Source organism: Citrobacter sp. Cpo071 (assembly GCF_030332765.1).
Lineage (GTDB): Bacteria > Pseudomonadota > Gammaproteobacteria > Enterobacterales > Enterobacteriaceae > Citrobacter > Citrobacter portucalensis.
Map to the genome: position 1 here is coordinate 569670 of NZ_JAOWHE010000085.1, position 23704 is coordinate 593373.

General features: G+C 50.6%; 22 protein-coding genes. 12 read left to right on the plus strand and 10 right to left on the minus strand.

The genetic code is table 11. The features are described 5' to 3' along the window. Positions 1-8: 8 nt before the first annotated feature. From rspA to OGY09_RS19935, 3 genes are all read left to right on the plus strand, one after another. The gene (gene rspA, locus OGY09_RS19925; RefSeq protein WP_003832907.1) at positions 9-1223 is read left to right on the plus strand and encodes a starvation-sensing protein RspA; all 1215 of its coding nucleotides are present in this window, start codon (positions 9-11) and stop codon (positions 1221-1223) included. A gap of 60 nt (positions 1224-1283) precedes the next feature. Further along, entirely contained in the window at positions 1284-2618 is a 1335-nt protein-coding gene (locus OGY09_RS19930; protein WP_050592516.1) for an MFS transporter, read from the plus strand. A 160-nt stretch (positions 2619-2778) separates the two neighbouring features. Then, entirely contained in the window at positions 2779-4245 is a 1467-nt protein-coding gene (locus OGY09_RS19935) for a mannitol dehydrogenase family protein (protein WP_032943399.1), read from the plus strand. 74 nt (positions 4246-4319) lie between these two features. Here the strand turns inward: OGY09_RS19935 and ydfZ are convergent, their stop codons facing one another. The 3 genes from ydfZ to ydfG all read right to left on the minus strand — a co-directional run bounded on the left by ydfZ (position 4320) and on the right by ydfG (position 6234). After that, positions 4320-4523 (minus strand): putative selenium delivery protein YdfZ, encoded by a 204-nt coding sequence (gene ydfZ, locus OGY09_RS19940; RefSeq protein WP_003032393.1) that lies wholly within the window; start codon positions 4521-4523, stop codon positions 4320-4322. A gap of 191 nt (positions 4524-4714) precedes the next feature. Beyond that, complete coding sequence (locus tag OGY09_RS19945; protein WP_003032396.1) at positions 4715-5401, minus strand: GntR family transcriptional regulator; 687 nt, start codon at positions 5399-5401, stop codon at positions 4715-4717. Positions 5402-5487: 86 nt separating this feature from the next. Continuing rightward, positions 5488-6234 (minus strand): bifunctional NADP-dependent 3-hydroxy acid dehydrogenase/3-hydroxypropionate dehydrogenase YdfG, encoded by a 747-nt coding sequence (ydfG, locus tag OGY09_RS19950; protein ID WP_032943401.1) that lies wholly within the window; start codon positions 6232-6234, stop codon positions 5488-5490. 137 nt (positions 6235-6371) lie between these two features. On the opposite strand from ydfG, the gene dcp reads away from it, so the two are divergent. Together dcp and OGY09_RS19960 are read left to right on the plus strand one after the other, a co-directional pair. After that, positions 6372-8417: a peptidyl-dipeptidase Dcp gene (gene dcp / locus OGY09_RS19955; protein WP_032943403.1), complete on the plus strand. Its 2046-nt coding sequence runs from the start codon at positions 6372-6374 to the stop codon at positions 8415-8417. 530 nt (positions 8418-8947) lie between these two features. Then, a complete protein-coding gene (locus OGY09_RS19960; RefSeq protein ID WP_032943404.1) occupies positions 8948-9874 on the plus strand; it encodes a diguanylate cyclase in 927 nt (308 codons plus the stop codon). 285 nt (positions 9875-10159) lie between these two features. On the opposite strand, the gene mgtS is transcribed toward OGY09_RS19960, so the two are convergent. Further along, entirely contained in the window at positions 10160-10255 is a 96-nt protein-coding gene (mgtS, locus tag OGY09_RS19965) for a protein MgtS (protein ID WP_003032406.1), read from the minus strand. A gap of 486 nt (positions 10256-10741) precedes the next feature. On the opposite strand from mgtS, the gene urtA reads away from it, so the two are divergent. The 5 genes from urtA to urtE are packed head-to-tail and all read left to right on the plus strand — an operon-like array spanning position 10742 to position 16209. Further along, the gene (gene urtA, locus OGY09_RS19970; RefSeq protein ID WP_032943405.1) at positions 10742-12013 is read left to right on the plus strand and encodes an urea ABC transporter substrate-binding protein; all 1272 of its coding nucleotides are present in this window, start codon (positions 10742-10744) and stop codon (positions 12011-12013) included. A 43-nt stretch (positions 12014-12056) separates the two neighbouring features. After that, complete coding sequence (urtB, locus tag OGY09_RS19975; protein WP_150388286.1) at positions 12057-13631, plus strand: urea ABC transporter permease subunit UrtB; 1575 nt, start codon at positions 12057-12059, stop codon at positions 13629-13631. Next, positions 13631-14704 (plus strand): urea ABC transporter permease subunit UrtC, encoded by a 1074-nt coding sequence (gene urtC, locus OGY09_RS19980; RefSeq protein ID WP_032943407.1) that lies wholly within the window; start codon positions 13631-13633, stop codon positions 14702-14704. The genes urtB and urtC overlap by 1 nt, the downstream gene beginning before the upstream one ends. Beyond that, entirely contained in the window at positions 14704-15501 is a 798-nt protein-coding gene (urtD, locus tag OGY09_RS19985) for an urea ABC transporter ATP-binding protein UrtD (protein WP_032943409.1), read from the plus strand. The genes urtC and urtD overlap by 1 nt, the downstream gene beginning before the upstream one ends. Before the next feature lie 9 nt (positions 15502-15510). Then, positions 15511-16209, plus strand: a complete 699-nt coding sequence (gene urtE / locus OGY09_RS19990; protein WP_032943410.1) for an urea ABC transporter ATP-binding subunit UrtE — start codon at positions 15511-15513, stop codon at positions 16207-16209. A gap of 40 nt (positions 16210-16249) precedes the next feature. Here the strand turns inward: urtE and ydeE are convergent, their stop codons facing one another. Further along, positions 16250-17437, minus strand: coding sequence for an efflux MFS transporter YdeE (gene ydeE / locus OGY09_RS19995; RefSeq protein ID WP_032943415.1), 1188 nt, complete (start codon positions 17435-17437; stop codon positions 16250-16252). A gap of 198 nt (positions 17438-17635) precedes the next feature. Here ydeE and eamA point away from each other — a divergent pair, with 198 nt between their 5' ends. After that, a complete protein-coding gene (eamA, locus tag OGY09_RS20000) occupies positions 17636-18535 on the plus strand; it encodes an O-acetylserine/cysteine exporter (RefSeq protein WP_032943417.1) in 900 nt (299 codons plus the stop codon). Positions 18536-19304: 769 nt separating this feature from the next. On the opposite strand, the gene marB is transcribed toward eamA, so the two are convergent. The 3 genes from marB to marR are packed head-to-tail and all read right to left on the minus strand — an operon-like array spanning position 19305 to position 20390. Then, the gene (marB, locus tag OGY09_RS20005; RefSeq protein ID WP_032943420.1) at positions 19305-19523 is read right to left on the minus strand and encodes a multiple antibiotic resistance protein MarB; all 219 of its coding nucleotides are present in this window, start codon (positions 19521-19523) and stop codon (positions 19305-19307) included. A 30-nt stretch (positions 19524-19553) separates the two neighbouring features. Further along, a complete protein-coding gene (gene marA, locus OGY09_RS20010) occupies positions 19554-19937 on the minus strand; it encodes an MDR efflux pump AcrAB transcriptional activator MarA (RefSeq protein WP_003032424.1) in 384 nt (127 codons plus the stop codon). An 18-nt stretch (positions 19938-19955) separates the two neighbouring features. Then, positions 19956-20390, minus strand: coding sequence for a multiple antibiotic resistance transcriptional regulator MarR (marR, locus tag OGY09_RS20015; protein ID WP_003832935.1), 435 nt, complete (start codon positions 20388-20390; stop codon positions 19956-19958). A 257-nt stretch (positions 20391-20647) separates the two neighbouring features. Here marR and OGY09_RS20020 point away from each other — a divergent pair, with 257 nt between their 5' ends. Then, entirely contained in the window at positions 20648-21313 is a 666-nt protein-coding gene (locus OGY09_RS20020; protein ID WP_003832936.1) for a MarC family NAAT transporter, read from the plus strand. A 43-nt stretch (positions 21314-21356) separates the two neighbouring features. On the opposite strand, the gene OGY09_RS20025 is transcribed toward OGY09_RS20020, so the two are convergent. Together OGY09_RS20025 and ptrR are read right to left on the minus strand one after the other, a co-directional pair. Continuing rightward, positions 21357-22553: a sugar transporter gene (locus tag OGY09_RS20025; RefSeq protein ID WP_032943422.1), complete on the minus strand. Its 1197-nt coding sequence runs from the start codon at positions 22551-22553 to the stop codon at positions 21357-21359. Positions 22554-22775: 222 nt separating this feature from the next. Beyond that, the gene (gene ptrR / locus OGY09_RS20030; RefSeq protein ID WP_008784750.1) at positions 22776-23651 is read right to left on the minus strand and encodes a putrescine utilization regulator PtrR; all 876 of its coding nucleotides are present in this window, start codon (positions 23649-23651) and stop codon (positions 22776-22778) included. Positions 23652-23704: the final 53 nt, after the last annotated feature.

Consider the following 23704-nt stretch of genomic DNA (forward strand, 5'->3'; position numbering starts at 1 on the left):
AATAAGAAATGAAGATTGTTGGGGCTGAAGTGTTTGTCACCTGTCCTGGGCGTAATTTTGTAACGTTGAAAATTACGACAGAAGATGGGATCACCGGGCTGGGAGATGCCACGTTAAATGGACGCGAGCTGTCCGTGGCGTCCTATCTGAAAGATCACGTGTGTCCGCAGCTTATTGGTCGCGATGCGCATCGTATTGAGGACATCTGGCAGTTTTTCTACAAAGGCGCGTACTGGCGTCGTGGTCCGGTCACCATGTCGGCGATTTCTGCGGTGGATATGGCTCTCTGGGATATCAAAGCGAAAGCGGCGAATATGCCGTTGTACCAGTTGCTCGGCGGTGCTTCTCGTGAAGGGGTTATGGTCTACTGCCACACCACAGGCCATACCGTTGATGACGTACTCGAAGATTATGCGCGTCATAAAGAAATGGGCTTTAAAGCGATTCGCGTACAGTGCGGCGTGCCGGGTATGAAAACCACTTACGGTATGTCTAAAGGCAAAGGACTGGCCTACGAACCCGCCACCAAAGGGCAATGGCCGGAAGAGCAGTTGTGGTCAACGGAGAAATACCTGGATTTCACACCAAAATTGTTTGCTGCCGTGCGTGACAAGTTTGGTTTTAACGAACATCTCCTGCACGACATGCACCACCGTCTGACGCCAATTGAAGCGGCCCGTTTTGGCAAAAGCATTGAACAGTACCGTTTGTTCTGGATGGAAGACCCAACGCCAGCTGAAAACCAGGAGTGCTTCCGCCTGATCCGCCAGCATACGGTCACGCCGATTGCGGTAGGGGAAGTGTTCAACAGTATCTGGGACTGTAAACAGCTTATTGAAGAACAACTGATCGACTATATCCGCACCACCATCACCCATGCGGGTGGTATCACCGGTATGCGCCGGATTGCTGATTTCGCGTCGCTGTATCAGGTTCGTACCGGTTCACATGGACCTTCCGATCTGTCGCCTGTGTGCATGGCCGCCGCGCTGCATTTTGATCTGTGGGTGCCGAACTTCGGCGTACAGGAATATATGGGCTATTCCGAGCAGATGCTGGAGGTGTTCCCACATAACTGGACCTTTGATAACGGCTATATGCACCCAGGAGACAAACCTGGTCTTGGGATCGAGTTTGACGAAAAACTGGCGGCGAAATATCCGTATGACCCTGCATATCTGCCCGTTGCTCGCCTGGAAGATGGCACGCTGTGGAACTGGTAAATATAAATTTTACGTACGAAAGATGTTGATTAACCCAATACCCTACAGAAGGTTAAACTTATGGTTAGTTCAGTCGATATTAAAAATAACGTAGATAATAAGCCTATTATTCGTCGAGTGGCTTCAGCATCCGCAATTGGTACTGCTGCTGAGTATTATGATTTTTTTGCATACGGGACTGCAGCTGTACTCTTTTTTGGTCATCTATTTTTCCCGAGTGACGATCCGTTAATAAGTACTCTCGCTGCTTTTGCAACCTATGCTGTTGGTTTCCTTGCAAGACCATTAGGAGGAATCGTCTTTGGGCATATTGGCGATAAGGTTGGGCGTAAAAAAGCACTGGTTATTACTATATTAATTGTTGGTTTGGGGACGTTCTGTATAGGGTTATTACCTACATATGAGAAAATAGGTGTCTGGGCTCCAGCTTTACTTATTTTTATTCGTGTATTACAGGGATTTGGCGTTGGAGGTGAGCAAGCTGGTGCAGTACTGATGACGGCTGAATATTCTGAACCCAAACATCGTGGATTTTTTTCCAGTTGGGTTCAAATCGGTGCGCCGGTTGGTTTCCTCCTGCCGTTAGCGCTCTTTGCGCTGTTAAATGCCACACTTTCTCCAGAGGCAATGATGGATTACGGGTGGCGTATACCGTTTCTGTTGAGTCTGTTGCTGGTTATTGTTGGACTGTTTATCCGCTTAAAAATTGATGAATCACCTGTCTTTGCTCAGATTAGGGAGACAAAAGCAGAAGAATCACGTCCATTAGTTGAAGTTATCCGCGATTTTCCTGGCATTGTTGTCAAGGGGGTCTGCGCGAAACTGATTGAAGCTTGCACATTTGCAATGTTCACAGTGATTGTTTTGGCTTACGGCAAGGCAAACAATCTTGATGCTAATATTTTGATGGAGACAATGATCGTTGCGGTCATAATAGAAGTAATTGCAATACCGTTGATGGGGTCGCTATGCGATAAAATTGGACGTAAACCAGTCTATATTATCGGTGCGCTGCTGCAGGTCGTTATGATTATTCCTTTCTTTCTTGCGATTAATCAGGATAGTTTTTGGCTTACACAAATAGTAATGATCCTGGTACTGAGTGTTGGGCATAGTATGTGTTATGCACCTCAGGCTTCTTATTTTCCGGAGCTTTTCCCAACTCATATTCGCTGTAGCGGAATAGCTTTAATTTGGCAACTGGGGTCGCTAATAGGCAGTGGTATTCTTGGACTGGTAGCAGTAAAAATTCTGCAAGTAACAGGTGGACATTACTATGGACTTGCAACCTATGTGATTGTACTTGGAGTTATCTCAATTATTGGTTTGTTGATGATGCCGGAAACCGCTCCGCAAAGACTTAAGCGTGAATATCAGCAGTGGCAGAAACATTAATATCCTTTGGCGGCAGTATGCCGCCAAATTCACTGACTTTGGTATATAACTCAACAAATGATGTCATACCAATCATAAAAGCTTAATGCAAATCAAAACATACAACCATACAGGCGTTACTCTGGAACAGTCCTGATTTCATTTATAAGTAGGCCATACCATGCAAAACAAGCTCTTAGCGGCAAAGGCTGCACTTCCTGACTACGATCGTACAAAACTGGTTCCGCGTATTGTTCATCTGGGGTTTGGCGCGTTTCACCGCGCACATCAGGGTGTTTACGCTGACATTCTGGCCGCCGATCACGGCAGTGACTGGGGCTACTGCGAAGTGAACCTGATTGGCGGCGAGCAGCAGATTTTCGATCTGAAACAGCAAGATAATCTGTATACCGTTGCAGAGATGTCTGCTGATGCCTGGACTGCGAGAGTCGTGGGCGTGGTGAAAAATGCATTGCATGCGCAGGTTGATGGTCTGGAAAGCGTACTGGCAGCGATGTGTGAACCGCAGGTCGCGATCGTTTCCCTGACCATTACCGAGAAAGGATACTGCCATTCTCCGGCGACCGGCCAACTGATGTTAGACAACCCGATGATTGCAGCCGATCTGCAAAACCCTAAACAACCAAAAACTGCGCCGGGCGTGGTGGTTGAAGCCCTGGCGCGTCGCAAAGCTGCGGGTTTAGCCGCCTTTACCGTGATGTCCTGCGATAACATGCCAGAAAACGGTCATGTGATGCGCAATGTTGTCACTGCATATGCCCGAGCGGTGGATATGGAACTGGCCGCGTGGATCGAACAACATGTGACCTTCCCATCAACAATGGTTGACCGCATTGTCCCAGCGGTTACGCAGGAGACGCTGGACAAAATTGAACATATCACCGGTGTACGCGACCCGGCAGGCGTGGCATGCGAACCGTTCCGCCAGTGGGTAATTGAAGATAACTTTGTTGCCGGCCGTCCTGAATGGGAAAAGGCCGGGGCGGAACTGGTAGCTGATGTCATTCCGTTTGAAGAGATGAAACTGCGTATGCTCAACGGCAGCCACTCTTTCCTTGCGTATCTTGGGTATCTGGCGGGATATCAACATATTAACGATTGCATGGGCGATGAAAACTATCGTCTTGCTGCACGTGCGCTGATGTTGCAGGAACAAGCACCTACGCTGAAAGTAAAAGGTGTTGACCTACAGCGCTACGCCGATCTGTTAATTGAACGCTACAGCAATCCGGCGCTGCGTCATCGTACCTGGCAGATCGCCATGGACGGTAGCCAAAAACTGCCGCAGCGTATGCTTGATTCCATTCGTTGGCACATTGTGCACGGTAGTGACTTTGCGCTGCTGGCACTCGGTGTCGCTGGTTGGATGCGTTACGTCGGTGGTGTGGATGAACAGGGCCAGGCGATTGAAATTAGCGATCCACTGTTGCCGGTCATCCAGAATGCGGTGCGTAGCAGCAACGAGGGCGAAGAGCGCGTTCAGGCGCTGCTGGCAATCGATGCTATTTTTGGTCGTGAACTGCCACAGGTTGAACTGTTCAACCGTCAGGTCACACAAGCGTATCTTACTTTACTGGCTGAAGGGGCGAAGGCGACGGTTGCGAAGTATGCAGCAAAACTGAAGTAACGAAGATTATGCTTTATGCCGCCATCTGGCTTGCAACGGCCAGATGGCGCTGTGTTTTCTGGCATTCACACCAATTAGTTCATGCCTAAACGAATCAGCTCGAGGGGGGCGTATTTGCCTTCACATCCTTCGATTTCCACTGTTTTCCCGCGGCGAATCTGCTCAGCGGTCAGGCCATCGGTATCTATTGCTGTAATGCGGCCTGTGAGTCCGGTGTCGCTGATCATGACGCGGCTGCCAGTGGTGATTGCGTTACGGTTACGATCGTATGTTTTCATGGTGTTTTCTCCTTTCCAACTTACCGTCAAAGCCCGTGGGCTTTTAGTCCCACGTAACGGGCGCAATATAAATACGCTTCTCGTTAATGATTTTTTTTGTTTTCGATCAAAATCACAGCTTTTTTTATGCAGTTATGCGGGCGCGGGGAAAACGCAGGAGAAACTCACCCCGGAGTGAGGTGAGCGTAGTATTAATCTTCGCTGAACCAGTCGCTATTTTCCTGACGAATAAGCTGAACGGACTCACCAATTTCCTGAAGATGGAGCATCATTGCGCGCTCGACCGCATCGCCATCATGCTTCTCAAGGGCGGCAAAGATATCGTGATGCTGGCGTAGCAGCATTTCAGGCGGGGAAATATGATCCAGGCTCATATAACGAACGCGGTCAATTGTAGCCTTTATATTCTCAACGGTATCCCAGGCGAGTTGGCACTCGGCGATTAAAGCCAGTTTCTGATGAAACTCATCATCAAGCTGGAAGAAATCATTAATCTGTTTTCGGTCAATTGCGATGCGCTGCTGATGCAAATTCTGTTCAAGCTGATAGCACTGTTGATCGTTGATCAGCGATGCGGCACGACGTACCACAGCACATTCAATTGCCTGGCGAACAAAACAGCCGTTTTGCACCTGCGACAGCGAAATTTTATTCACGTAGCTGCCACGCTGCGGGCGGATCTGAATCAGACCGTTCTCAGCCAGTTTGATGAATGCTTCTCGTACCGGCTGGCGTGACACATTAAAGCGTACAGAAACCTCTTTCTCCGACAGCGGTGTACCGGGTGCGATCAGACAATGCACGATATCACGGCGAAGAATACGGTAAATCTGTTGATTTACTGGTTGTGTAGGGTTGAGCTGCGTTTCTACGGTCATTCATTCTTACTTTTTAGAGAGTTAACCCGGATATTTTATCACTTCTTTCAGGCTATCTATACCCGGCACAAGGCCGGGCAGAGAAATTAGCCACGATGAATACTCAGCCCGGCAAAAGACTGTGTGACAGGCATCATTTCAAGGGTGTTGATATTGACATGAGCCGGTAAAGAAGCCACCCACCATACCGCTTCTGTAACATCTTGCGGAGTCAGCGCCGTGGTATTTTCGTAGGCTTTTTCAGCTTTGGCGTCATCACCTTTAAAACGGACATTAGAGAACTCCGTACCGCCAACCAGACCCGGCTCGATGTCGGTAACGCGAATTGCAGTGCCGTGTAAATCAGTACGTAAATTCAGGCTAAACTGGCGAACAAACGCTTTGGTCGCACCGTAGACGTTACCGCCAGCGTATGGCCAACTGCCCGCGGTAGAACCGATATTGATAATATGACCGCGGTTGCGTTCAACCATGCCAGGCAGAACGGCACGAGTCATATAAACCAGCCCCTTGTTGTTGGTGTCGATCATATTTTCCCAGTCTTCAATGCTGGCCTTGTGAGCAGGCTCAAGGCCCAGCGCCAGACCCGCGTTGTTGACCAGAACATCAATATTGCGCCATTCAGCAGGAAGGGCGTCCATCATCTCTTCAATCGATGCACGATTACGTACGTCCAGTTGCGCGGTATAGAGGCGGTCACCCAATTCCTCTTTCAGTTCCTGTAGGCGCTCCTGGCGGCGTCCGGTGGCAATAACTTTATGCCCATTCTCAATAAAACGACGCGTAATGCACTCACCAAAACCTGCGGTTGCTCCGGTTACTAAAACGATCATCTCACTGTTCCTCAACGCTTTTTATGTCGTACTACCATAGCACGTCATTTCCGTTCAGAGCTATTCCTGCGTAACGCGATTGCGGTTGATTCCTGGGAAGTCTACTCTGGTAAACAAATCGTTTTCAGGAGTGAAAGATGTCGTTAACGAATCCTTTTTTACGTCACAGCACGTTGCCGTACCAGGCACCGCAGTTTGATCAGATAGAGGTGCAGCACTATCGCCCAGCGTTCGATGAAGGCGTGCGGCAAAAACGTGCAGAGATCGAGGCGATTGTGCAAAACCCGCAGGCCCCTGATTTTGCCAATACGTTGCTGGCGCTTGAACAAAGCGGCGCTTTGCTGACACGCGTAACCAGCGTTTTCTTCGCGATGACGGCGGCGCACACAAACGATGAACTACAGCGCCTTGACGAAGAGTTTTCCGCAGAACTGGCGAGCCTTGCCAATGATATTTATCTCAATGGCGCGCTTTTTTCGCGCGTTGAAGCGGTCTGGCAACAGCGAGGTTCGCTGGGGCTGGATAGCGAATCATTACGCTTGCTGGAAGTCATCCACCAGCGTTTTGTATTAGCCGGCGCGCGTTTAAATGAGGTCGATAAAGCGAACCTTAAAGCGCTCAATACAGAGTCCGCCACGTTGACCAGCCAGTTTAATCAACGTCTGCTGGCGGGGAACAAGTCCGGTGCTCTGGTGGTGGATGATGCACGTTACCTGGACGGACTCAGCGCAGAGGAAATTGCTGTTGCCGCCGAAGCTGCAAAGGAGAAAGGGCTTGAAGCGCGTTGGGTTATCCCGCTCTTGAACACGACTCAGCAACCGGCGCTTGCGGCGTTACGCGATCGCCAGACCCGTGAGAATCTGTTCAACCGCGCATGGACGAGAGCAGAAAACAATGACGCTAACGATACTCGGGCGATTATTCAGCGACTGGTCGAGATCCGGATGCAGCAGGCGAAACTACTCGGTTTTGCCAATTACGCTGCATGGAAAATTGCCGATCAGATGGCAAAAACACCGGAAGCGGCACTCAATTTCATGCGGGCGATTGTTCCCGCTGCGCGAGCCAGGGCATTGGATGAACAGGCCGAAATCCAGAATGTTATCAATCACGAACAGGGGAAATTTAACGTCGAGGCCTGGGACTGGGCATTTTATGCCGAGCAGGTTCGTCGTGAGAAATATGCACTTGATGAGGCGCAGCTCAAACCTTACTTTGCCCTTGATACGGTGCTGAACGAGGGCGTTTTCTGGACAGCTAATCAACTCTTTGGCATAAAATTTATAGAACGGTTCGACATTCCTGTTTATCACCCGGATGTTAGGGTATGGGAAATATTCGATCACGATGGCGTAGGGCTGGCGTTATTTTACGGCGATTTCTTTGCCCGGGAATCGAAAAGCGGTGGTGCCTGGATGGGCAATTTTGTTGAGCAATCGCAACTCAATGAAACCCGGCCGGTTATTTACAACGTGTGTAATTATCAAAAACCAGCAAAGGGTCAGCCTGCATTGTTATTGTGGGATGATGTTATTACGTTATTTCATGAGTTTGGGCACACGTTGCACGGCCTGTTCGCCACTCAGCGTTATGCCACGCTTTCAGGGACCAACACTCCGCGTGATTTTGTTGAGTTTCCTTCGCAGATCAACGAACACTGGGCGAGTCATCCGCAGGTCTTTGCTCGTTTTGCTCGTCATGTTGATACCGGGGAGCAAATGCCACAGGCGTTGCGGGATAAGATGCAGCGGGCCAGCCTGTTTAACAAAGGTTACGACATGACCGAACTGCTCAGTGCCGCATTGTTGGATATGCGTTGGCACAGTCTGGAAAAGAGCGCGTTATCTCTTTCGGTCGATCAATTTGAACAGCAGGCGCTGGCGGCTGAAGGTTTGGATCTCAAGGCCGTGCCGCCTCGTTATCGCAGCAGCTATTTTGCCCATATCTTCGGCGGCGGTTATGCAGCAGGTTATTACGCCTATTTGTGGACGCAAATGCTGGCCGATGACGGCTATCAGTGGTTTGTAGAGCAGGGCGGATTAACTCGTGAAAACGGGCAAAAGTTCCGTGAAGCTATTTTGTCCCGCGGTAACAGTACTGATTTAACTGAACTTTACCGCCAGTGGAGTGGGCGCGATCCAAAAATGGAGCCGATGCTGGAACATCGTGGTTTGAGCGCGTAAGGTTTGTTCAGAGGGGGAAAGTCCTCAATTCAGCTTAGCTAAACATAATGACGCCGATAAATTCATCATTGTGCTGAAAAGGAAATTACGCTGTAGGCCGGATAAGCGAAGCGCCATCCGGCTGCTTGTAACAGATTGCCGGATGGCGGCGTAAACGCCTTATCCGGCCTACTGCTCACTATCTTTTCGTGCATCCCCAACCGGGTGTAACGCCCGGTTTTTATATTACCTAAGAAATAACCTTGCAATTTAGGTCTCTAACCGGAAAAGATAGCTATAAAAAGCTTAAAGCATACACATCAGCTTTCTTAGCGGTTTTTATCTATCCGCGAAAATAAAAAGCTCAATGGCCGTGTTCAATTTGAGTCTGGTATGAACTGAGTGATGTACGCTATGCGGCGACCAGTGGCATAGCGCAATGCTATTGTTAATCGCGGCTTATTAATTACTATTAAAAAATTTACATAAATTTTCTTTTTTATCGTTAAGATAATTCCATCAGAAACGCTCGAACAGGGAGGGAGAACGTGATGATGAGAAATACGAAGGAAATAGATGCAATTTTGATTGAGTTGAACAAGTCCATTGATGCCCACTACAAATGGTTAGTGACAATGTTCCGCTGCGTGGTGTCTTCAGATGTTACACTGCCGGATATTATGGGTGAAAACTCGCATTTTGTTTGTCGATTTGGACAGTGGCTTAATAATCAATCACGGTACAATGAGGATGATTGTAGTTACGTAAGCAAGATAAGCGCCACCCACGAAAAGATGCATTTATCAGGCAAGAAATTGCTAATGGCTATCGTGGAGAATCGTAGTCATTCATGGCATTTCGACAGCTTCCAGGATGCGCTGCTGGCATTTACCTCATCTGTAATGGACTACAAAATATATTTATTGAGTATCCGCAGTAATATCGACGCATTAACAGGTTTACCTGGCAGAAGAATGCTCGATGAGTCTTTTGATCGGCAGTTGCTCGACGCCGAACCGCTTAATCTTTATATATTGTTGTTAGATATCGATCGTTTTAAATACGTTAACGATACCTACGGCCATTTGGTGGGTGACGTGGTATTGCGGGCTCTGGCATCAAATTTATTGTCATGGACGCGATATGATGAGGCGGCGTACCGTTACGGTGGAGAAGAGTTCATTATCATCATCAGAACAAAAACGGACGAGCAGGCATGCCAGGCGGGTTTGCGACTTTGTCGTCTGATTGGTCAGAAAAAAATTCCCTACGCTGAGGGAGAGATCGGTATCACGGTGACGGCAGGCATAACCCGGGTTCAACAGGGTGAAACGCTGGATACCGTGCTTGGTCGGGCCGACAGGGCGATGTATCAGGGGAAACAGACCGGCAGGAATCGCTGCATGTTTATAGATGAAAATGAGCAAATTGCGTTGGTGGACACCAATGACGGAACCTCGTATCCCCTCAGTGCGTGAGTTTTCGAAAAACGCTTTGAGGTAGTTGCGTTTCGTTTAACTTTCATTGGGGTTGTCGGTGATAGGTTAGCTGACTATCCGTTATCTTCGCAGGGAATTGCCAGATAGCGTATAAAAGCAAAACACAAATCTATCCATGCAAGCATTTACCGCTGGTTTATCCGGCGGTTTTTTTTATCTGTAAATCAGGAAAAAGGCACAGCGAGTGCGATTCAGGTAAAAAAAATGGCCCCTTGTGCAGTTACGCTACAAGGGGCCGGGTCGGTGCAGGACTATCTCCGTTCATCAATCATCCCATCTGTGGCTAAAATACGCGGCCAGGAAACCGGAAAATAAAATAATTCCCAGAACAGCCATAAAAATATTCATATTACCCAGCATAGTAAATGCTCCTTTATCTGTGAGTTTCCTCTCTTACCTTAAGTTCACCTCGCTTATGACTATAGTAGCAATTCAATCTTAAACAAAGGCTGAACTGTGTGATTATTTCGACTGAAAAGTAAATTTTTGACATGATCACGTCGAATAAAATAAATAATAGTGACGAGACACATTTATCTGCGCACAAATAACCCTGTTTTTAAACCCTGAGACGCTGTTATGACGGTGTGCTGCTGATACAGATTGTTGCACGTTTATAATGCAGAGTTGTCTCATGGTGGTTCAATTTTTCGTTTGATTAATCCTTTTGGCGGGAAAATGTAATACTGATTTATGTGCGTGAGATGCTAATTTATTGATTTTATATGAGGTTTTAATATCTGGCATCGTTTTTGCCTTATCACTTCTGAACACCCTTAATTTGCACCGTTTTGTCTGCCCGGCTGCACCGGAGCTTTCAGCAAGTCTAATTTCAGGAGTGAAACTATGCAGCGTCGTACATTTTTAAAAGCTTTTGCACTTTCTGCCTCTGTTGTCGCAATGGGCGTGAGTTTTAGCGTTCAGGCAGCCGACACCATTAAGGTTGGCATCATGCATTCGTTATCCGGCACGATGGCCATATCCGAAACGCCGCTAAAAGATGTGGCGTTGATGACCATCGATGAAATAAATGCTCAGGGCGGTGTGTTGGGTAAAAAGCTGGAACCGGTGGTGGTTGACCCGGCCTCGAACTGGCCGTTATTTGCTGAAAAAGCAAGACAACTGCTGAGTCAGGACAAGGTGGCGGCAGTTTTCGGCTGCTGGACATCGGTTTCGCGTAAATCGGTTCTACCGGTATTTGAAGAGTTAAACGGTCTGCTGTTTTACCCGGTGCAATATGAAGGAGAGGAGATGTCGCCTAACGTCTTCTATACCGGCGCAGCCCCCAATCAGCAGGCGATCCCTGCGGTTGAGTATCTGATGAGTGAGGACGGCGGTAGCGCGAAACGCTTCTTCCTGCTGGGCACGGATTATGTTTATCCACGCACGACCAACAAAATTTTACGCGCCTTTTTGCACTCAAAAGGGGTCGCCGATAAAGACATCGAAGAGGTGTACACCCCATTCGGACACAGCGATTACCAGACCATTGTCGCCAGTATTAAAAAATTCGCCGCAGGGGGAAAAACGGCGGTGGTATCAACCATCAATGGGGATTCTAACGTACCGTTCTATAAAGAATTAGCGAATCAGGGGCTGAAAGCCACCGATGTGCCGGTGGTGGCTTTTTCCGTGGGTGAGGAGGAGCTACGCGGTATTGATACCAAACCGCTGGTGGGCAACCTTGCCGCCTGGAACTACTTTGAGTCCGTCGATAATGCGGCCAACAAAAAGTTTGTCGCTGATTACCGGGCGTATGCCAAAGCGCACAAATTACCGAATGCTGATTCGGTGGTGACGAACGACCCAATGGAAGCCACATATGTTGGCCTGCATATGTGGGCGCAGGCGGTAGAAAAAGCCGGAACTACCGATGTGGATAAAGTTCGTGCTGCTATGGCGGGGCAATCCTTCGCTGCGCCATCAGGTTTTACCCTGACCATGGATGCGACCAACCATCACCTGCATAAACCCGTCATGATTGGCGAGATTGAAGGCTACGGCCAGTTTAACGTGGTGTGGCAAACCGACGAGCCGGTCCGCGCCCAGCCGTGGAGTCCGTACATCGCTGGTAATGATAAAAAATCTGAACAGCCTGTGAAAACCGCCAGCAACTGATCTAACGCCCTCCTGCGGGAGGGTAATGCTTTGGAGAACGCTCATGAAAGCTATGCGCTTTATTCGTGGTGTGTTGTTGCTGATGTGGTTTTTGCCGTGGATAGCCCAGGCCGCAGATGCTGATACCTTTACCGCCGCCAACCGTGCTCAGCAGGGCGCCTTGCTTGAACTATGGGCGGTGAATCCTGACGTTCAGCGCATCCCGCTGCTCAGCGCACTGCGAGATGAGAACCTGCTAACCGATAACACGAAAAATGCCTTTATCATGAACGGCTCGCACGTACAGCCGTTAGGAACAGCGACAGCCCCAAACGGCGAGCTAAAAAAAATTCGCCTGACTAACCGCCTGCGTAATCTGGTAGCCGGAGCGTTGGCTGTCCATCAGCTTTTAAGTGACAGTGTCACGGTAAGGCTAAAGGCAGCTCGTACATTACAGCGTGAGGCGCAGCCGGGCATGCTGCCGTTTTTACAGCAACGACTGGCTCAGGAGTCAGATGGTGATGTGAAATCCGCACTCGCTATTGCACTGGCAAATCTGCAACTGAGCAGCACCTCGCCGGAGGTCAGGCTTCAGGCAATCGAACTATTAGGGGCGTCAAATGATCCTGAAACTCAGGCGCGCCTGCAGCCATTCACCAGGGCTGAACATGAACCCGATGCCCGAGTGCGTGCTGCCGCTGACGAAAGTCTGAATTCCATCTCGCATCGCATGAAGGTTGGGGATCTTCTTGGGCAGGCTTTCATGGGACTGTCACTGGGTTCTATTTTGCTGCTTGCGGCATTGGGTCTGGCGATAACCTATGGATTACTCGGCGTCATCAATATGGCGCATGGCGAGATGTTGATGCTCGGGGCGTACTGTACCTGGATGGTGCAACAGTTGATGGGGCAGTTTTTCCCGCACGGGTTAGCCTGGTATCCGGTTATTGCACTTCCGGTCGCCTTTTTGCTGACTGCGGCGGTGGGAATGCTGCTCGAGCGTGGGGTGATACGCCATTTATATGGCCGTCCGCTTGAAACGCTACTGGCGACCTGGGGTATCAGCCTGATGCTCATCCAGTTGGTGCGTATGACTTTCGGTGCGCAAAACCTGGAAGTCGCCAATCCCGCATGGCTTTCCGGCGGCATTCAGGTTTATGCCAATCTGATATTGCCGTGGAACCGAATTGTGGTGCTTGGCTTTGCCATGCTGGTGCTGTTCTTCACCTGGCTGCTGTTGAATAAAACGCGCCTCGGGCTGCGCGTGCGTGCCGTGACGCAAAATCGCAATATGGCGGCCTGCTGCGGCGTACCTACCGGACGAGTCGATATGCTGGCCTTTGGCCTTGGTTCAGGAATTGCCGGACTGGGAGGCGTGGCGCTCTCGCAACTAGGTAACGTAGGGCCGGAGCTGGGGCAAAGCTACATTATCGATTCGTTTTTGGTGGTGGTACTGGGCGGCGTTGGACAGCTTGCCGGGAGCGTGGCTGCGGCATTTGGGCTGGGGATCTTCAATAAAATTCTGGAGCCTCAGGTGGGAGCGGTTCTCGGCAAAATCATGATCCTGGTGTTGATCATTCTGTTTATTCAGAAACGACCTCAGGGACTGTTCGCGCTGAAAGGGAGGGTTATTGACTGATGACGATGCCAATGACAATAACGCTGGCGCGTAAAGCGCCGCGTACAACACGCGTGCTGGGTCTGGGCTTACTGCTGACGTTGATTATTCTGCCGTTTCTTGCGCTGTTACCTGCGGAGCATCCGCTGGCCATATCGGTGTGGACGTTGACGCTGGCCGGGAAGATTCTCTGCTATGCCATTGTGGCCGTTGCGCTGGATCTGGTGTGGGGCTATGCCGGAATGCTCTCGCTGGGACACGGTATCTTCTTCGCGCTGGGGGGCTATGCGATGGGAATGTACCTGATGCGCCAGGCTTCCGGCGAAGGATTACCGGCCTTTATGTCGTTCCTGTCGTGGAGCGAGCTGCCCTGGTTTTGGTGGGGGACGCAACATTTTCTCTGGGCGATGCTGCTGGTTGTTCTGGTGCCGGGCCTGCTGGCGCTGGTATTTGGTTGGTTTGCCTTCCGTTCAAAAATCAAAGGTGTCTATTTCTCCATCATGACCCAGGCCCTGACTTTCGCCGGAATGCTGCTGTTTTTCCGCAATGAAACCGGCTTTGGTGGAAATAACGGTTTTACCGGTTTTACCACCATTCTGGGGTTTCCGGTGACCGCGACGTCCACCAGGATCGCGCTGTTTCTGGCGACGGTTATGCTGCTGGTGCTGGCAATATGGCTGGGACTTGCGCTGGCCCGCAGTAAGTTTGGTCGTATTCTGACCGCCGTGCGCGACGCCGAGAACCGTTTGATGTTCTGTGGTTACGATCCGAAAGGTTTCAAGCTACTGGTGTGGACGCTTTCCGCTGTGCTGTGCGGCCTGGCCGGGGCGCTTTATGTCCCGCAGGTAGGGATTATCAACCCCAGCGAAATGTCGCCGACCAACTCGATTGAAGCGGCGATTTGGGTTGCTCTCGGCGGACGTGGAACCCTGATCGGCCCGGTATTTGGCGCTGTACTGGTGAACGGTGCTAAAAGCCTGTTTACCGTCATTATGCCGGAATACTGGCAGCTGTTTCTTGGCCTGATCTTTATTGGCGTTACGCTTTTTTTACCCCGTGGTGTGATTGGCCTGTTTCGCAAAGGAGACAAATAATGCAGCCGGATGAAGGACTTTTTACTCGCCAGATGCCGGGCGATCGGTTTCGCGAACAAACGGACCCGGTACTCCAACTGGAAAAAATTAACGTTAATTTCGACGGATTCCAGGCGTTAACGGATCTCTCGCTCAATATTGGCGTCGGGGAGCTGCGCTGTATTATTGGCCCCAACGGCGCCGGGAAGACGACGTTAATGGATGTCATAACTGGTAAAACCAGACCGCAAAGTGGTCGTGCGATATACGATCAGTCGACCGATTTAACAACGCTGGATCCCATTGCCATCGCGCGTCAGGGGATTGGACGGAAATTTCAAAAGCCCACGGTATTTGAAGCATTAACGGTGGAAGAGAACCTGGAGCTGGCGCTGAAAAATGATAAATCTGTCTGGGGGGCTCTACGGGCACGACTCTCAGGCGAACAACGGGATCGTATTGATGAAGTATTGGCGCTGTTGCGGCTGGGTAATGAGCGGGTCCGCCGCGCCGGTCTGCTTTCGCATGGGCAAAAACAGTTTCTCGAAATTGGCATGCTGCTGGTGCAGGAGCCGCATTTACTGCTACTGGATGAACCCGCGGCGGGGATGACGGATGCGGAAACGGAATACACGGCGGAGCTGTTTCGCCAGCTTGCCGGTAAGCACTCTCTGATGGTTGTTGAGCACGATATGGGATTTGTTGAAACCATTGCCGATCGCGTCACAGTATTACATCAGGGACGTGTCCTCGCTCAGGGGAGTCTTCGCGATGTGCAGGCCAACGAGCAGGTTATTGAAGTTTATCTCGGGCGTTAAGGAGTTTACATGCTGCAGGTGAAAGAACTGAATCAATATTATGGTGGCAGCCATATTCTGCGCGGGGTGAGCTTTGAAGCGCGTATCGGTGAGGTGACATGCCTGCTGGGGCGTAACGGCGTGGGGAAAACAACACTACTAAAGTGTCTGATGGGGCTTATTCCGGCCCGTAGCGGAAGCGTGCTCTGGCAGGATAAAAATGTCACTCACTGGAAGCCGCATCAGCGGGTCAGGGCCGGTGTGGCGTATGTCCCACAGGGGCGTGATATTTTTCCGCGTTTGACGGTCGAAGAGAATCTGCTGCTCGGTCTTTCCCGTTTTTCAGCACCGGAGGCCCGGTATGTGCCTGATGATATTTATGCGCTCTTTCCGGTTTTACAGGAGATGAAGCATCGGCGTGGCGGAGATTTGTCCGGCGGGCAACAGCAGCAACTGGCCATTGGACGAGCGCTGGCAAGTCGCCCACAGTTGTTGATTCTTGATGAGCCAACGGAAGGGATCCAGCCGTCGGTGATTAAAGAGATTGGTCAGGTGATTTCTCAACTGGCGCACCGGGGGGATATGGCTATATTGCTGGTGGAGCAATTCTACGATTTTGCGCAGCAGCTGGCCGACAAATACCTGCTCATGTCGCGGGGCAGCATTATTCAAAGCGGCGATGGTAAAAATATGGAGGCCGAGGGCGTTCGGGGACTGGTTGCAATCTGAGGTATGCGACAGAGCGGCTTCGGCTCTGTCGCTATACTCATCAGCAGACCACCGTCTGCCCCCAGGGCTTGGCGCGCATGCCTTTTATCATGAGCGCCCAGGCAAGAACGATCGCCACTATCAGCGCGACAAACAGCGACCATGGCGGCAATGTGGTTAAAATGACGCCGCTGACTAATGGGTTAACCGCTGCGCCAAGCCAGCCCAACGACTGGGCGGAAAAATAGCTGGCTTTCATGCCTGCTGGCGCGATGTTGTCGATAAGCATGTATTCACCCGGCGCGTAAATGACTTCGCCGATAGTGAAAAAGGCAGCAGAAATTCCCCATAACAACAGACTGTTGCCGGAGAAAGCGAAACCGACCAGGCCAACGACAAAGAAGACTGTACCCACTGTCATCAACGGGCGGATATTCGTGGCGGTGAGCCTGCGGCCAAGTGCGTATTGCAGTGATACTACGATGGCGGCGTTAACGGGCAAGACGACTGCTACCACTTTCTCGGCAAAATCGCCATCGGCGACCACCATAACGTATTGCGAAATACAGGACGCAAAAGCACCGCCAACAAACGATGCCAGAAAGGCCGATAACGTAAACCAAAATAATGCCCGGTCGCGCAGGAGTACCGAAGGGGACCATACCGCGGCGTTTAAACCTTCTGATGGTGCAGTCGAACGTTTTACCCAGGTCTGGATAAACACCAGTGGTAATGCTGAACAGGCGGCAGCCAGCCAGAAAGGCAGGTTAATGCTTTGCATCACTAGCAGCGTGCCCAGCGGTGGGCCAACGGTCCAGCCAATATTCAGCACGGTATAGTTGAGCGAGAAAATTTTAGTCTTGTTGGTGGCAGACAGATTATCGGCAAACCAGGCCTTCAGCACCGTGGCGAAGACGGAGTAGGCACAGTTGATCAGGGCAAAAAGCAAAACCACTACCACCACGTTATGCACCAGTGGGATTGCAATAAAGCCGGAAGCAAAGCCACAAATTGCCAGCAGCATATAGCGTTTTTTATCGAACTTGTCGGCCAGAATACCAAAGCCAAGGCTGAACACCACGCCAATGGTCAGCGCGACCGTCATCGCATAGCCGATCAGGTCAACGCTCAGATGATACTGCCGACTGAGGTAAATCGTCATAAATGGCAGAGTGGCGCCACGGCCAATTGTTAATAACAAAGATGACGCGAGTAACGCGAGAGTGGACCTTCTCAAGGAGATATTCATTTGCCTGCCCGACAATGCATGTTGTTATGTTTTTTTTAGATATAAGAAACAAATAGCATGTCAAAACTGTGATGTACACTCAATAAGTTGTCCGAAAATGCCTTGCGTGGCCTACCTGAAATAATGATCTGTTACGGCACAACGATTTCCGTTACTTTAACTTGTTTACAAAAATTTAATATTTGCAGGGGCGGTGGTATGTCGCGTAAAGACGGGTTGTTAGCGTTACTGGTTGTCGTGGTTTGGGGACTGAACTTTGTCGTTATTAAAGTGGGTCTGCACAATATGCCACCGCTAATGTTGGCGGGATTACGTTTTTTACTGGTTGCGTTTCCGGCAATACTCTTTGTTGCCAGGCCGAAAATCCCACTTTCGCTGTTGCTCGGCTATGGCCTGACCATCAGTTTTGGGCAGTTCGCATTTCTCTTTAGCGCTATCAAATTCGGTATGCCTGCAGGGTTAGCTTCTCTGGTATTGCAGGCTCAGGCGTTTTTTACCATTGTTCTGGGCGCATTTGCTTTCGGTGAGCGCCTGCAGGGTAAACAATTGGTAGGGATTGCGCTGGCGGTATTTGGCGTGCTGGTACTGATTGAGGCCAGTCTGAACGGTCAGCATGTTGGCATGCTCGGTTTTATGCTGACGCTAGCGGCGGCGCTAAGCTGGGCCTGCGGCAATATCTTTAACAAAAAAATCATGCAGCATACCTCGCGCCCAGCCGTTATGTCGTTGGTGGTATGGAGCGCGTTAATCCCTATTGCTCCGTTCTTCCTTGCTTCATTAATTCTCGATGGTCCAACGCAAATGATCCACAGTCTGGTGGAGATAGATATGACCACCATTCTTTCACTGGTTTATCTGGCGTTTGTGGCGACCATTGTGGGTTACGGTATCTGGGGTTCGTTACTCGGACGCTATGAAACCTGGCGTGTCGCGCCGTTGTCGCTGTTGGTGCCGGTCGTTGGACTGGCAAGCGCCGCCGTGCTGCTGGATGAAACGCTGACCGGATTGCAACTGCTCGGTGCGCTACTGATTATGGCAGGGTTGTATATCAATGTGTTTGGCTTTCGGTTGCGTAAGGTTGCGTCGGTGAGGGGCTAAAAAAGCCCCGCAGTGGAGTAATGCTCGTCAGTTAAGCATGTATGGTGAACATGTGATTATTGCTCATGGTTCCGTTCACCTCAGCGGTGTCATTTCTCTGAAGCGTAGATACCCGTGAACGTGCAAGGGAGACTCACCGCCGTCTCCCTTGCATCCCAGGCTCCCGGCGGGAAAATCGTCGCTGCGCGAGTTATTCGTCTTATGTCGTCTGCCTGTCGGGTCGGGGCCGAGCCTGCGTCCCTGCGGGCCGTCCCCTCTGTCCGCATCCCTGCGGACAGACCCGGTCAGCCGTCAACACTCATCGATTTTCAGCCGGACCGGGGTCATCGCTTCAACGCACTGACTTCCAGTTATATCCGTATTGCTGTTCAGAGATATTCAAATAAAAGCGTAGGTGGTGAGGTGTGGACTGGTCCGGCTGAAAATTGCCGACGTGTTTCCGTAAGGCCGGGAGAGCCAGCATGGATGCTGGCTCAGGGCGCGCTTTGCAAGGACGCTTCCTCGCGCCCGGCCCGGTAGCCTGGAGGAATAAGCGGAGGGTATTGCGCAGCAACAATTTTCCTGCCGGGAGCCGGGATTGTAAAGGGCGTGGCGGAGAACGCCCTTTACACGTTCACAGGAGTCAGTGTTTTAGAGAAGCAATGCACATGAGGTGAACGGAACTCTTTCTCCGAGATAGCATGTTATATACCTCCGCCAGCACAGGTTGATGCTTACTGAAACTGAGGCGCTAACTGACAGGCATTACCGCAGTGGCGGGGCAATATAATTACAGGTTGCGCATATTGTAATAAGGCACACCTAATTCGTCGGACTTGTCGCTGCCTGCACCCATATGATTAAAATCGAACGGGGACTGATCGTGCGCAGGGGGCATAATCATCGCGTCGCGACTGTTCTGGGTGGCAGGTTGCGCGGTCTGTTCCGCCATGCTCTGGCCCGAAATAATAAACATCAGGGCCAGCATTGCATAAGACAGAAGTTTCATGATTTCCTCGGTTACGTCGTTAACTGGCGATTAGCAATTACATTGATTGAGTGGAAGCAAATAGCGTGATTCGCCGTGCATATTCGTCATACGGTACTTATGCGGCGGAACATCAAAATAGTTTTTGAATGTCCGGGTCAGCGTCTGCTGAGACTCAAAACCGTAACGCTCTGCCAGATAAAGAATGGGCTCGTTACTCTCTTTTAATTTTTGCGCTATTTCAGTCATTTTACGGCTGCGAATGTATTGACCCAGTGAATGACCGGTTTCTTTTTTAAACATCCGTTGCAGGTGCCATTTGGAGTAACCTGAACGCTCAGACACTTTTTCCAGCGAGAGCGGCGATTCAAGGTTATTTTCGATCCAGTCCAAAATGCTATGAATAGTGATTGTGTCAGTATTGCGTCTGGACATCGTCATACCTCTTTCTGTTTACGGCAGGATTCTCTTAAGCAAGTGCTCAAGTGTGGCTACTTCATCCGCCGTTAAGTTTTTTGTTAGTTCCTGGTGCAGGTCTTGCCCTACTAATTGATGACACTGCTCGCAAATTGCTGCGCCATGCTCAGTGAGTTTCACCAGCACGCCACGCTTGTCATGTGGATTCGGAAGCCTTTCGATCCAGCCTTTACAGGCCAGTCTGTCCAGCATCCGCGTCAGGGCGCCAAGGTCGACAGACAGCACTTTTTTCAATTCGACAGGGGTGATGCACACCGCGCAACGGATGGAGCAGAGCACCTTGAACTGCGATGCCGTGATATCCAGCGGTGACAGATAGTCGTTTAACAAACGATCTTTTTTCTGATTAACCATATAGATCAAACGACCCAGTGGGATGATTTCGTTAAACAGATCACTGGTGTTTTTCACAATGATTGCCCTGGCAAGTAGTTAGTCACGGCTGATATTATTGCTTAGGCAAATATAAGTCAAACGAATGGATCGGCAAATGCCACGTTTTGCTAAATCATCAGACTTAATACCTGGCGAGTGGAATTTTAACGGTTTGATAATTATGGTTTATACGTGCTGATGAAAAATGAATCCTTACATCGCGAAAATGGCTTATCTCGCGGATTTCACCGTATACTTGCCGTTGACGATTAACGCACAGGAAAGATGACATTATGATGGACTTGTTTAAAGCGATAGGACTTGGGCTGGTAGTCCTGTTACCGTTGGCAAACCCGTTAACCACCGTAGCGTTGTTCCTTGGCCTTGCCGGCAATATGAACAGCGCAGAGCGTAACCGTCAGTCACTCATGGCGTCCGTTTACGTGTTTGCCATCATGATGGTGGCGTACTATGCCGGGCAACTTGTGATGAATACCTTCGGGATTTCGATTCCCGGACTACGTATTGCGGGTGGGTTAATCGTTGCGTTTATCGGCTTCCGGATGCTGTTTCCGCAGCAGAAGGCGCATGATTCTCCGGAAGCGAGAAGCAAGTCAGAAGAGCTGGAAGACGAGCCGACTGCCAATATCGCCTTTGTACCGCTGGCTATGCCAAGCACTGCCGGTCCGGGAACGATTGCGATGATCATCAGTTCCGCGTCAACCGTGCGTCATGGTTCCGAATTTCCGGACTGGGTGATCATGGTTGCACCGCCGATTATTTTTGCGGTTGTTGGGATTATCCTGTGGGGCTGTTTGCGCAGTTCCGGGGGGATCATGCGCCTCGTCGGCAAAGGTGGTATCGAAGCGATTTCTCGTTTGATGGGCTTCTTACTGGTGTGTATGGGCGTGCAGTTTATTATTAACGGCGTGCTGGAAATTATTAAAACCTACGCTTAGAACGCTGTGCCCGGTAATCGTTAATGTCTACCGGGCACATTTTTCACGAATGCTGAGGCTGTTCTTCCAACGATACCGGCCATTTACGAAAGATAATCACCGACCATATCAACGCGGCAACGGCAGGCACTGCGCCGACGTAACCAATCGTAGACATCGACCAGTGCAAACTCACCTGATTGCCTACCAGCGCACCAGCGCCAATACCGATGTTAAAGATACCTGAGAACAGTGCCATTGCGACGTCAGTCGCATCCGGAGCAAGCGCCAGCACTTTCACCTGCATACCCAGACCTATCAGCATGATGGCGACGCCCCAGAAAATACTCAGGACAGCAAGGTGCATTTCGCTGTCAGCAGCGGGAAGTAACAGCACCAGGCATACCGTCAACAGGGCAATGGCACTGCTAATCAGCACTGACGCATGCAGATTCCCCAGCTTACCGAAAATGACGCTACCGACAATTCCCGCGCCACCCAGAACCAGCAACAGCACGGTAGCAAAGTTTGCGCTCAGACCCGCGACGGTCTGCACAAACGGCTCGATATAGCTGTAGGCCGTGTAATGTGCGGTGACCACAATCACCGTCAGTAGATACAGACTCATCAATGCCGGACGATGGAATAACACCGGCAGGCTTTTTAAAGAGCCGGAGTGCTCACTGGGTAGTTTGGGCAGGAGCTTTATCAGGCAAAGCAAGGTAACTAACGCCCCCATACCGATGGCGAAGAAGGTTGTGCGCCAGCCAAAATACTGACCGACGATACGTCCGATTGGCAGGCCAAGCACCATCGCCAGCGCGGTGCCGGTGGCAATCAGGCTGAGAGCCTGTGCACGTTTACCGGCAGGGGCCAGGCGGATCGCCAGCGATGCGGTAATCGACCAGAAAATAGCGTGCGCAAAAGCAATACCAATACGGCTAATTACCAGCACGGTAAAATTCCATGCCAGGAAAGAGAGCACATGGCTGGCGATAAACACAACAAACAGACAGATCAGCAGTTTTCGGCGCTCCACCTGACTGGTAAGTAACATAAAAGGGAGCGACATCAGGGCGACAACCCAGGCGTAGATCGTCAGCATGATCCCGACCTGAGCGGTCTGCATATTGAAGCTTTGTGCGATGTCGGACAGCAAGCCGACAGGGACAAACTCGGTGGTATTGAAAATAAAACCGGCAATGGCAAGCGTAACTACCCGTAGCCACGCGACCTTGCGGGAAACAGTGTCTGTTGTCATATCAAATAAGAGGATTAGCTGCGAAAAGGTAAGGCCACGATCTTAAAACGTTTGCTGGCGAAAATACAATCATTTTGTGATGTGGATCTCATTTCATTGGCAGGGCGCTACAATGTGCTGCCGAACATTCCTCGTATTTTTAAGTATTTCAATAATAATGAAATTCCGGGCGTATGACTTCACCCGGATTTACAGGTATTCATGTTCTTTGAGGATCGCCAGTTACTCCGGGTCGTGTGATAACTGAGGGTTCAACACCTCAATAAACGCTTCCAGTTGACGTGTCATTGCACCTCTGCGCCAGACCAGCCATGTATTCAGCCAGCGCCAGTTCTCGCTTAGCGGCCAGGCGTTGACCTGATGATGCCCTGGCATGCTCTCCAGCATCGATCGCGGGATCAGTGCGATACCCGCGCCGGCAATGACGCAGGCCAGCATGCCATGATATGACTCCATTTCATGAATGGTGCCGGGCATGGCGCGATCGGCATGAAACCAGCTTTCAAAATGGCGGCGATAGGAACAGTTGGCGCGAAAGGCGTAAATACTGCAACCGTTGACGTCGCTGGCCCGCTGAATGGGGGGATGGCCGTGCGGCGTCACGATCATCATCTCTTCACGGTAGACCGGCATTCCTTCAAGTCCCGGATGGGTAATTGGGCCATCGACAAAGGCCGCGTTCAATGTACCGTCGAGTACGCCGTCCAGCATTGTGCCTGAAGGACCTGTCGCCAGCGCGAACTGAATTTTGGGGTAACGCTGATTATATTCAGCCAGCGTAGCGGGGATGCGAACTGCTGCTGTACTTTCAAGCGAGCCGAGAGAGAAGAGTCCTTGTGGCTCATCCCCGGCGACGACCATCCTGGCTTCCTCAACCAGTGCCAGGATCCGCTGGCTGTAGCGCAAAAAGTTGTGCCCGGATGGGGAAAGCCGCAGGCGCTGGTTTTCACGAATAAACAGATCAACGCCCAGGTCGGCTTCAAGCTGACGTATACGGGTGGTGAGATTGGATGGCACGCGATGCACCTTCGCGGCGGCCTGCGTAATACTGCCAGTCTCCGCGACGGCATTGAACATTTCCAGCTGCGTCAGATCCATAATCTTCTCTATTCGTGAATGGTATGGTTAATATTATTCATTTTTCAGAAAGA

Coding starts and splice junctions, on each gene's coding strand:
- rspA (WP_003832907.1), top strand. CDS start 9: ATGAAGATTGTTGGGGCTGAAGTGTTTGTCACCTGTCCTGGGCGTAAT.
- OGY09_RS19930 (WP_050592516.1), top strand. CDS start 1,284: ATGGTTAGTTCAGTCGATATTAAAAATAACGTAGATAATAAGCCTATT.
- OGY09_RS19935 (WP_032943399.1), top strand. CDS start 2,779: ATGCAAAACAAGCTCTTAGCGGCAAAGGCTGCACTTCCTGACTACGAT.
- ydfZ (WP_003032393.1), bottom strand. CDS start 4,523: ATGAAAACATACGATCGTAACCGTAACGCAATCACCACTGGCAGCCGC.
- OGY09_RS19945 (WP_003032396.1), bottom strand. CDS start 5,401: ATGACCGTAGAAACGCAGCTCAACCCTACACAACCAGTAAATCAACAG.
- ydfG (WP_032943401.1), bottom strand. CDS start 6,234: ATGATCGTTTTAGTAACCGGAGCAACCGCAGGTTTTGGTGAGTGCATT.
- dcp (WP_032943403.1), top strand. CDS start 6,372: ATGTCGTTAACGAATCCTTTTTTACGTCACAGCACGTTGCCGTACCAG.
- OGY09_RS19960 (WP_032943404.1), top strand. CDS start 8,948: ATGATGAGAAATACGAAGGAAATAGATGCAATTTTGATTGAGTTGAAC.
- mgtS (WP_003032406.1), bottom strand. CDS start 10,255: ATGCTGGGTAATATGAATATTTTTATGGCTGTTCTGGGAATTATTTTA.
- urtA (WP_032943405.1), top strand. CDS start 10,742: ATGCAGCGTCGTACATTTTTAAAAGCTTTTGCACTTTCTGCCTCTGTT.
- urtB (WP_150388286.1), top strand. CDS start 12,057: ATGAAAGCTATGCGCTTTATTCGTGGTGTGTTGTTGCTGATGTGGTTT.
- urtC (WP_032943407.1), top strand. CDS start 13,631: ATGACGATGCCAATGACAATAACGCTGGCGCGTAAAGCGCCGCGTACA.
- urtD (WP_032943409.1), top strand. CDS start 14,704: ATGCAGCCGGATGAAGGACTTTTTACTCGCCAGATGCCGGGCGATCGG.
- urtE (WP_032943410.1), top strand. CDS start 15,511: ATGCTGCAGGTGAAAGAACTGAATCAATATTATGGTGGCAGCCATATT.
- ydeE (WP_032943415.1), bottom strand. CDS start 17,437: ATGAATATCTCCTTGAGAAGGTCCACTCTCGCGTTACTCGCGTCATCT.
- eamA (WP_032943417.1), top strand. CDS start 17,636: ATGTCGCGTAAAGACGGGTTGTTAGCGTTACTGGTTGTCGTGGTTTGG.
- marB (WP_032943420.1), bottom strand. CDS start 19,523: ATGAAACTTCTGTCTTATGCAATGCTGGCCCTGATGTTTATTATTTCG.
- marA (WP_003032424.1), bottom strand. CDS start 19,937: ATGTCCAGACGCAATACTGACACAATCACTATTCATAGCATTTTGGAC.
- OGY09_RS20020 (WP_003832936.1), top strand. CDS start 20,648: ATGATGGACTTGTTTAAAGCGATAGGACTTGGGCTGGTAGTCCTGTTA.
- OGY09_RS20025 (WP_032943422.1), bottom strand. CDS start 22,553: ATGACAACAGACACTGTTTCCCGCAAGGTCGCGTGGCTACGGGTAGTT.
- ptrR (WP_008784750.1), bottom strand. CDS start 23,651: ATGGATCTGACGCAGCTGGAAATGTTCAATGCCGTCGCGGAGACTGGC.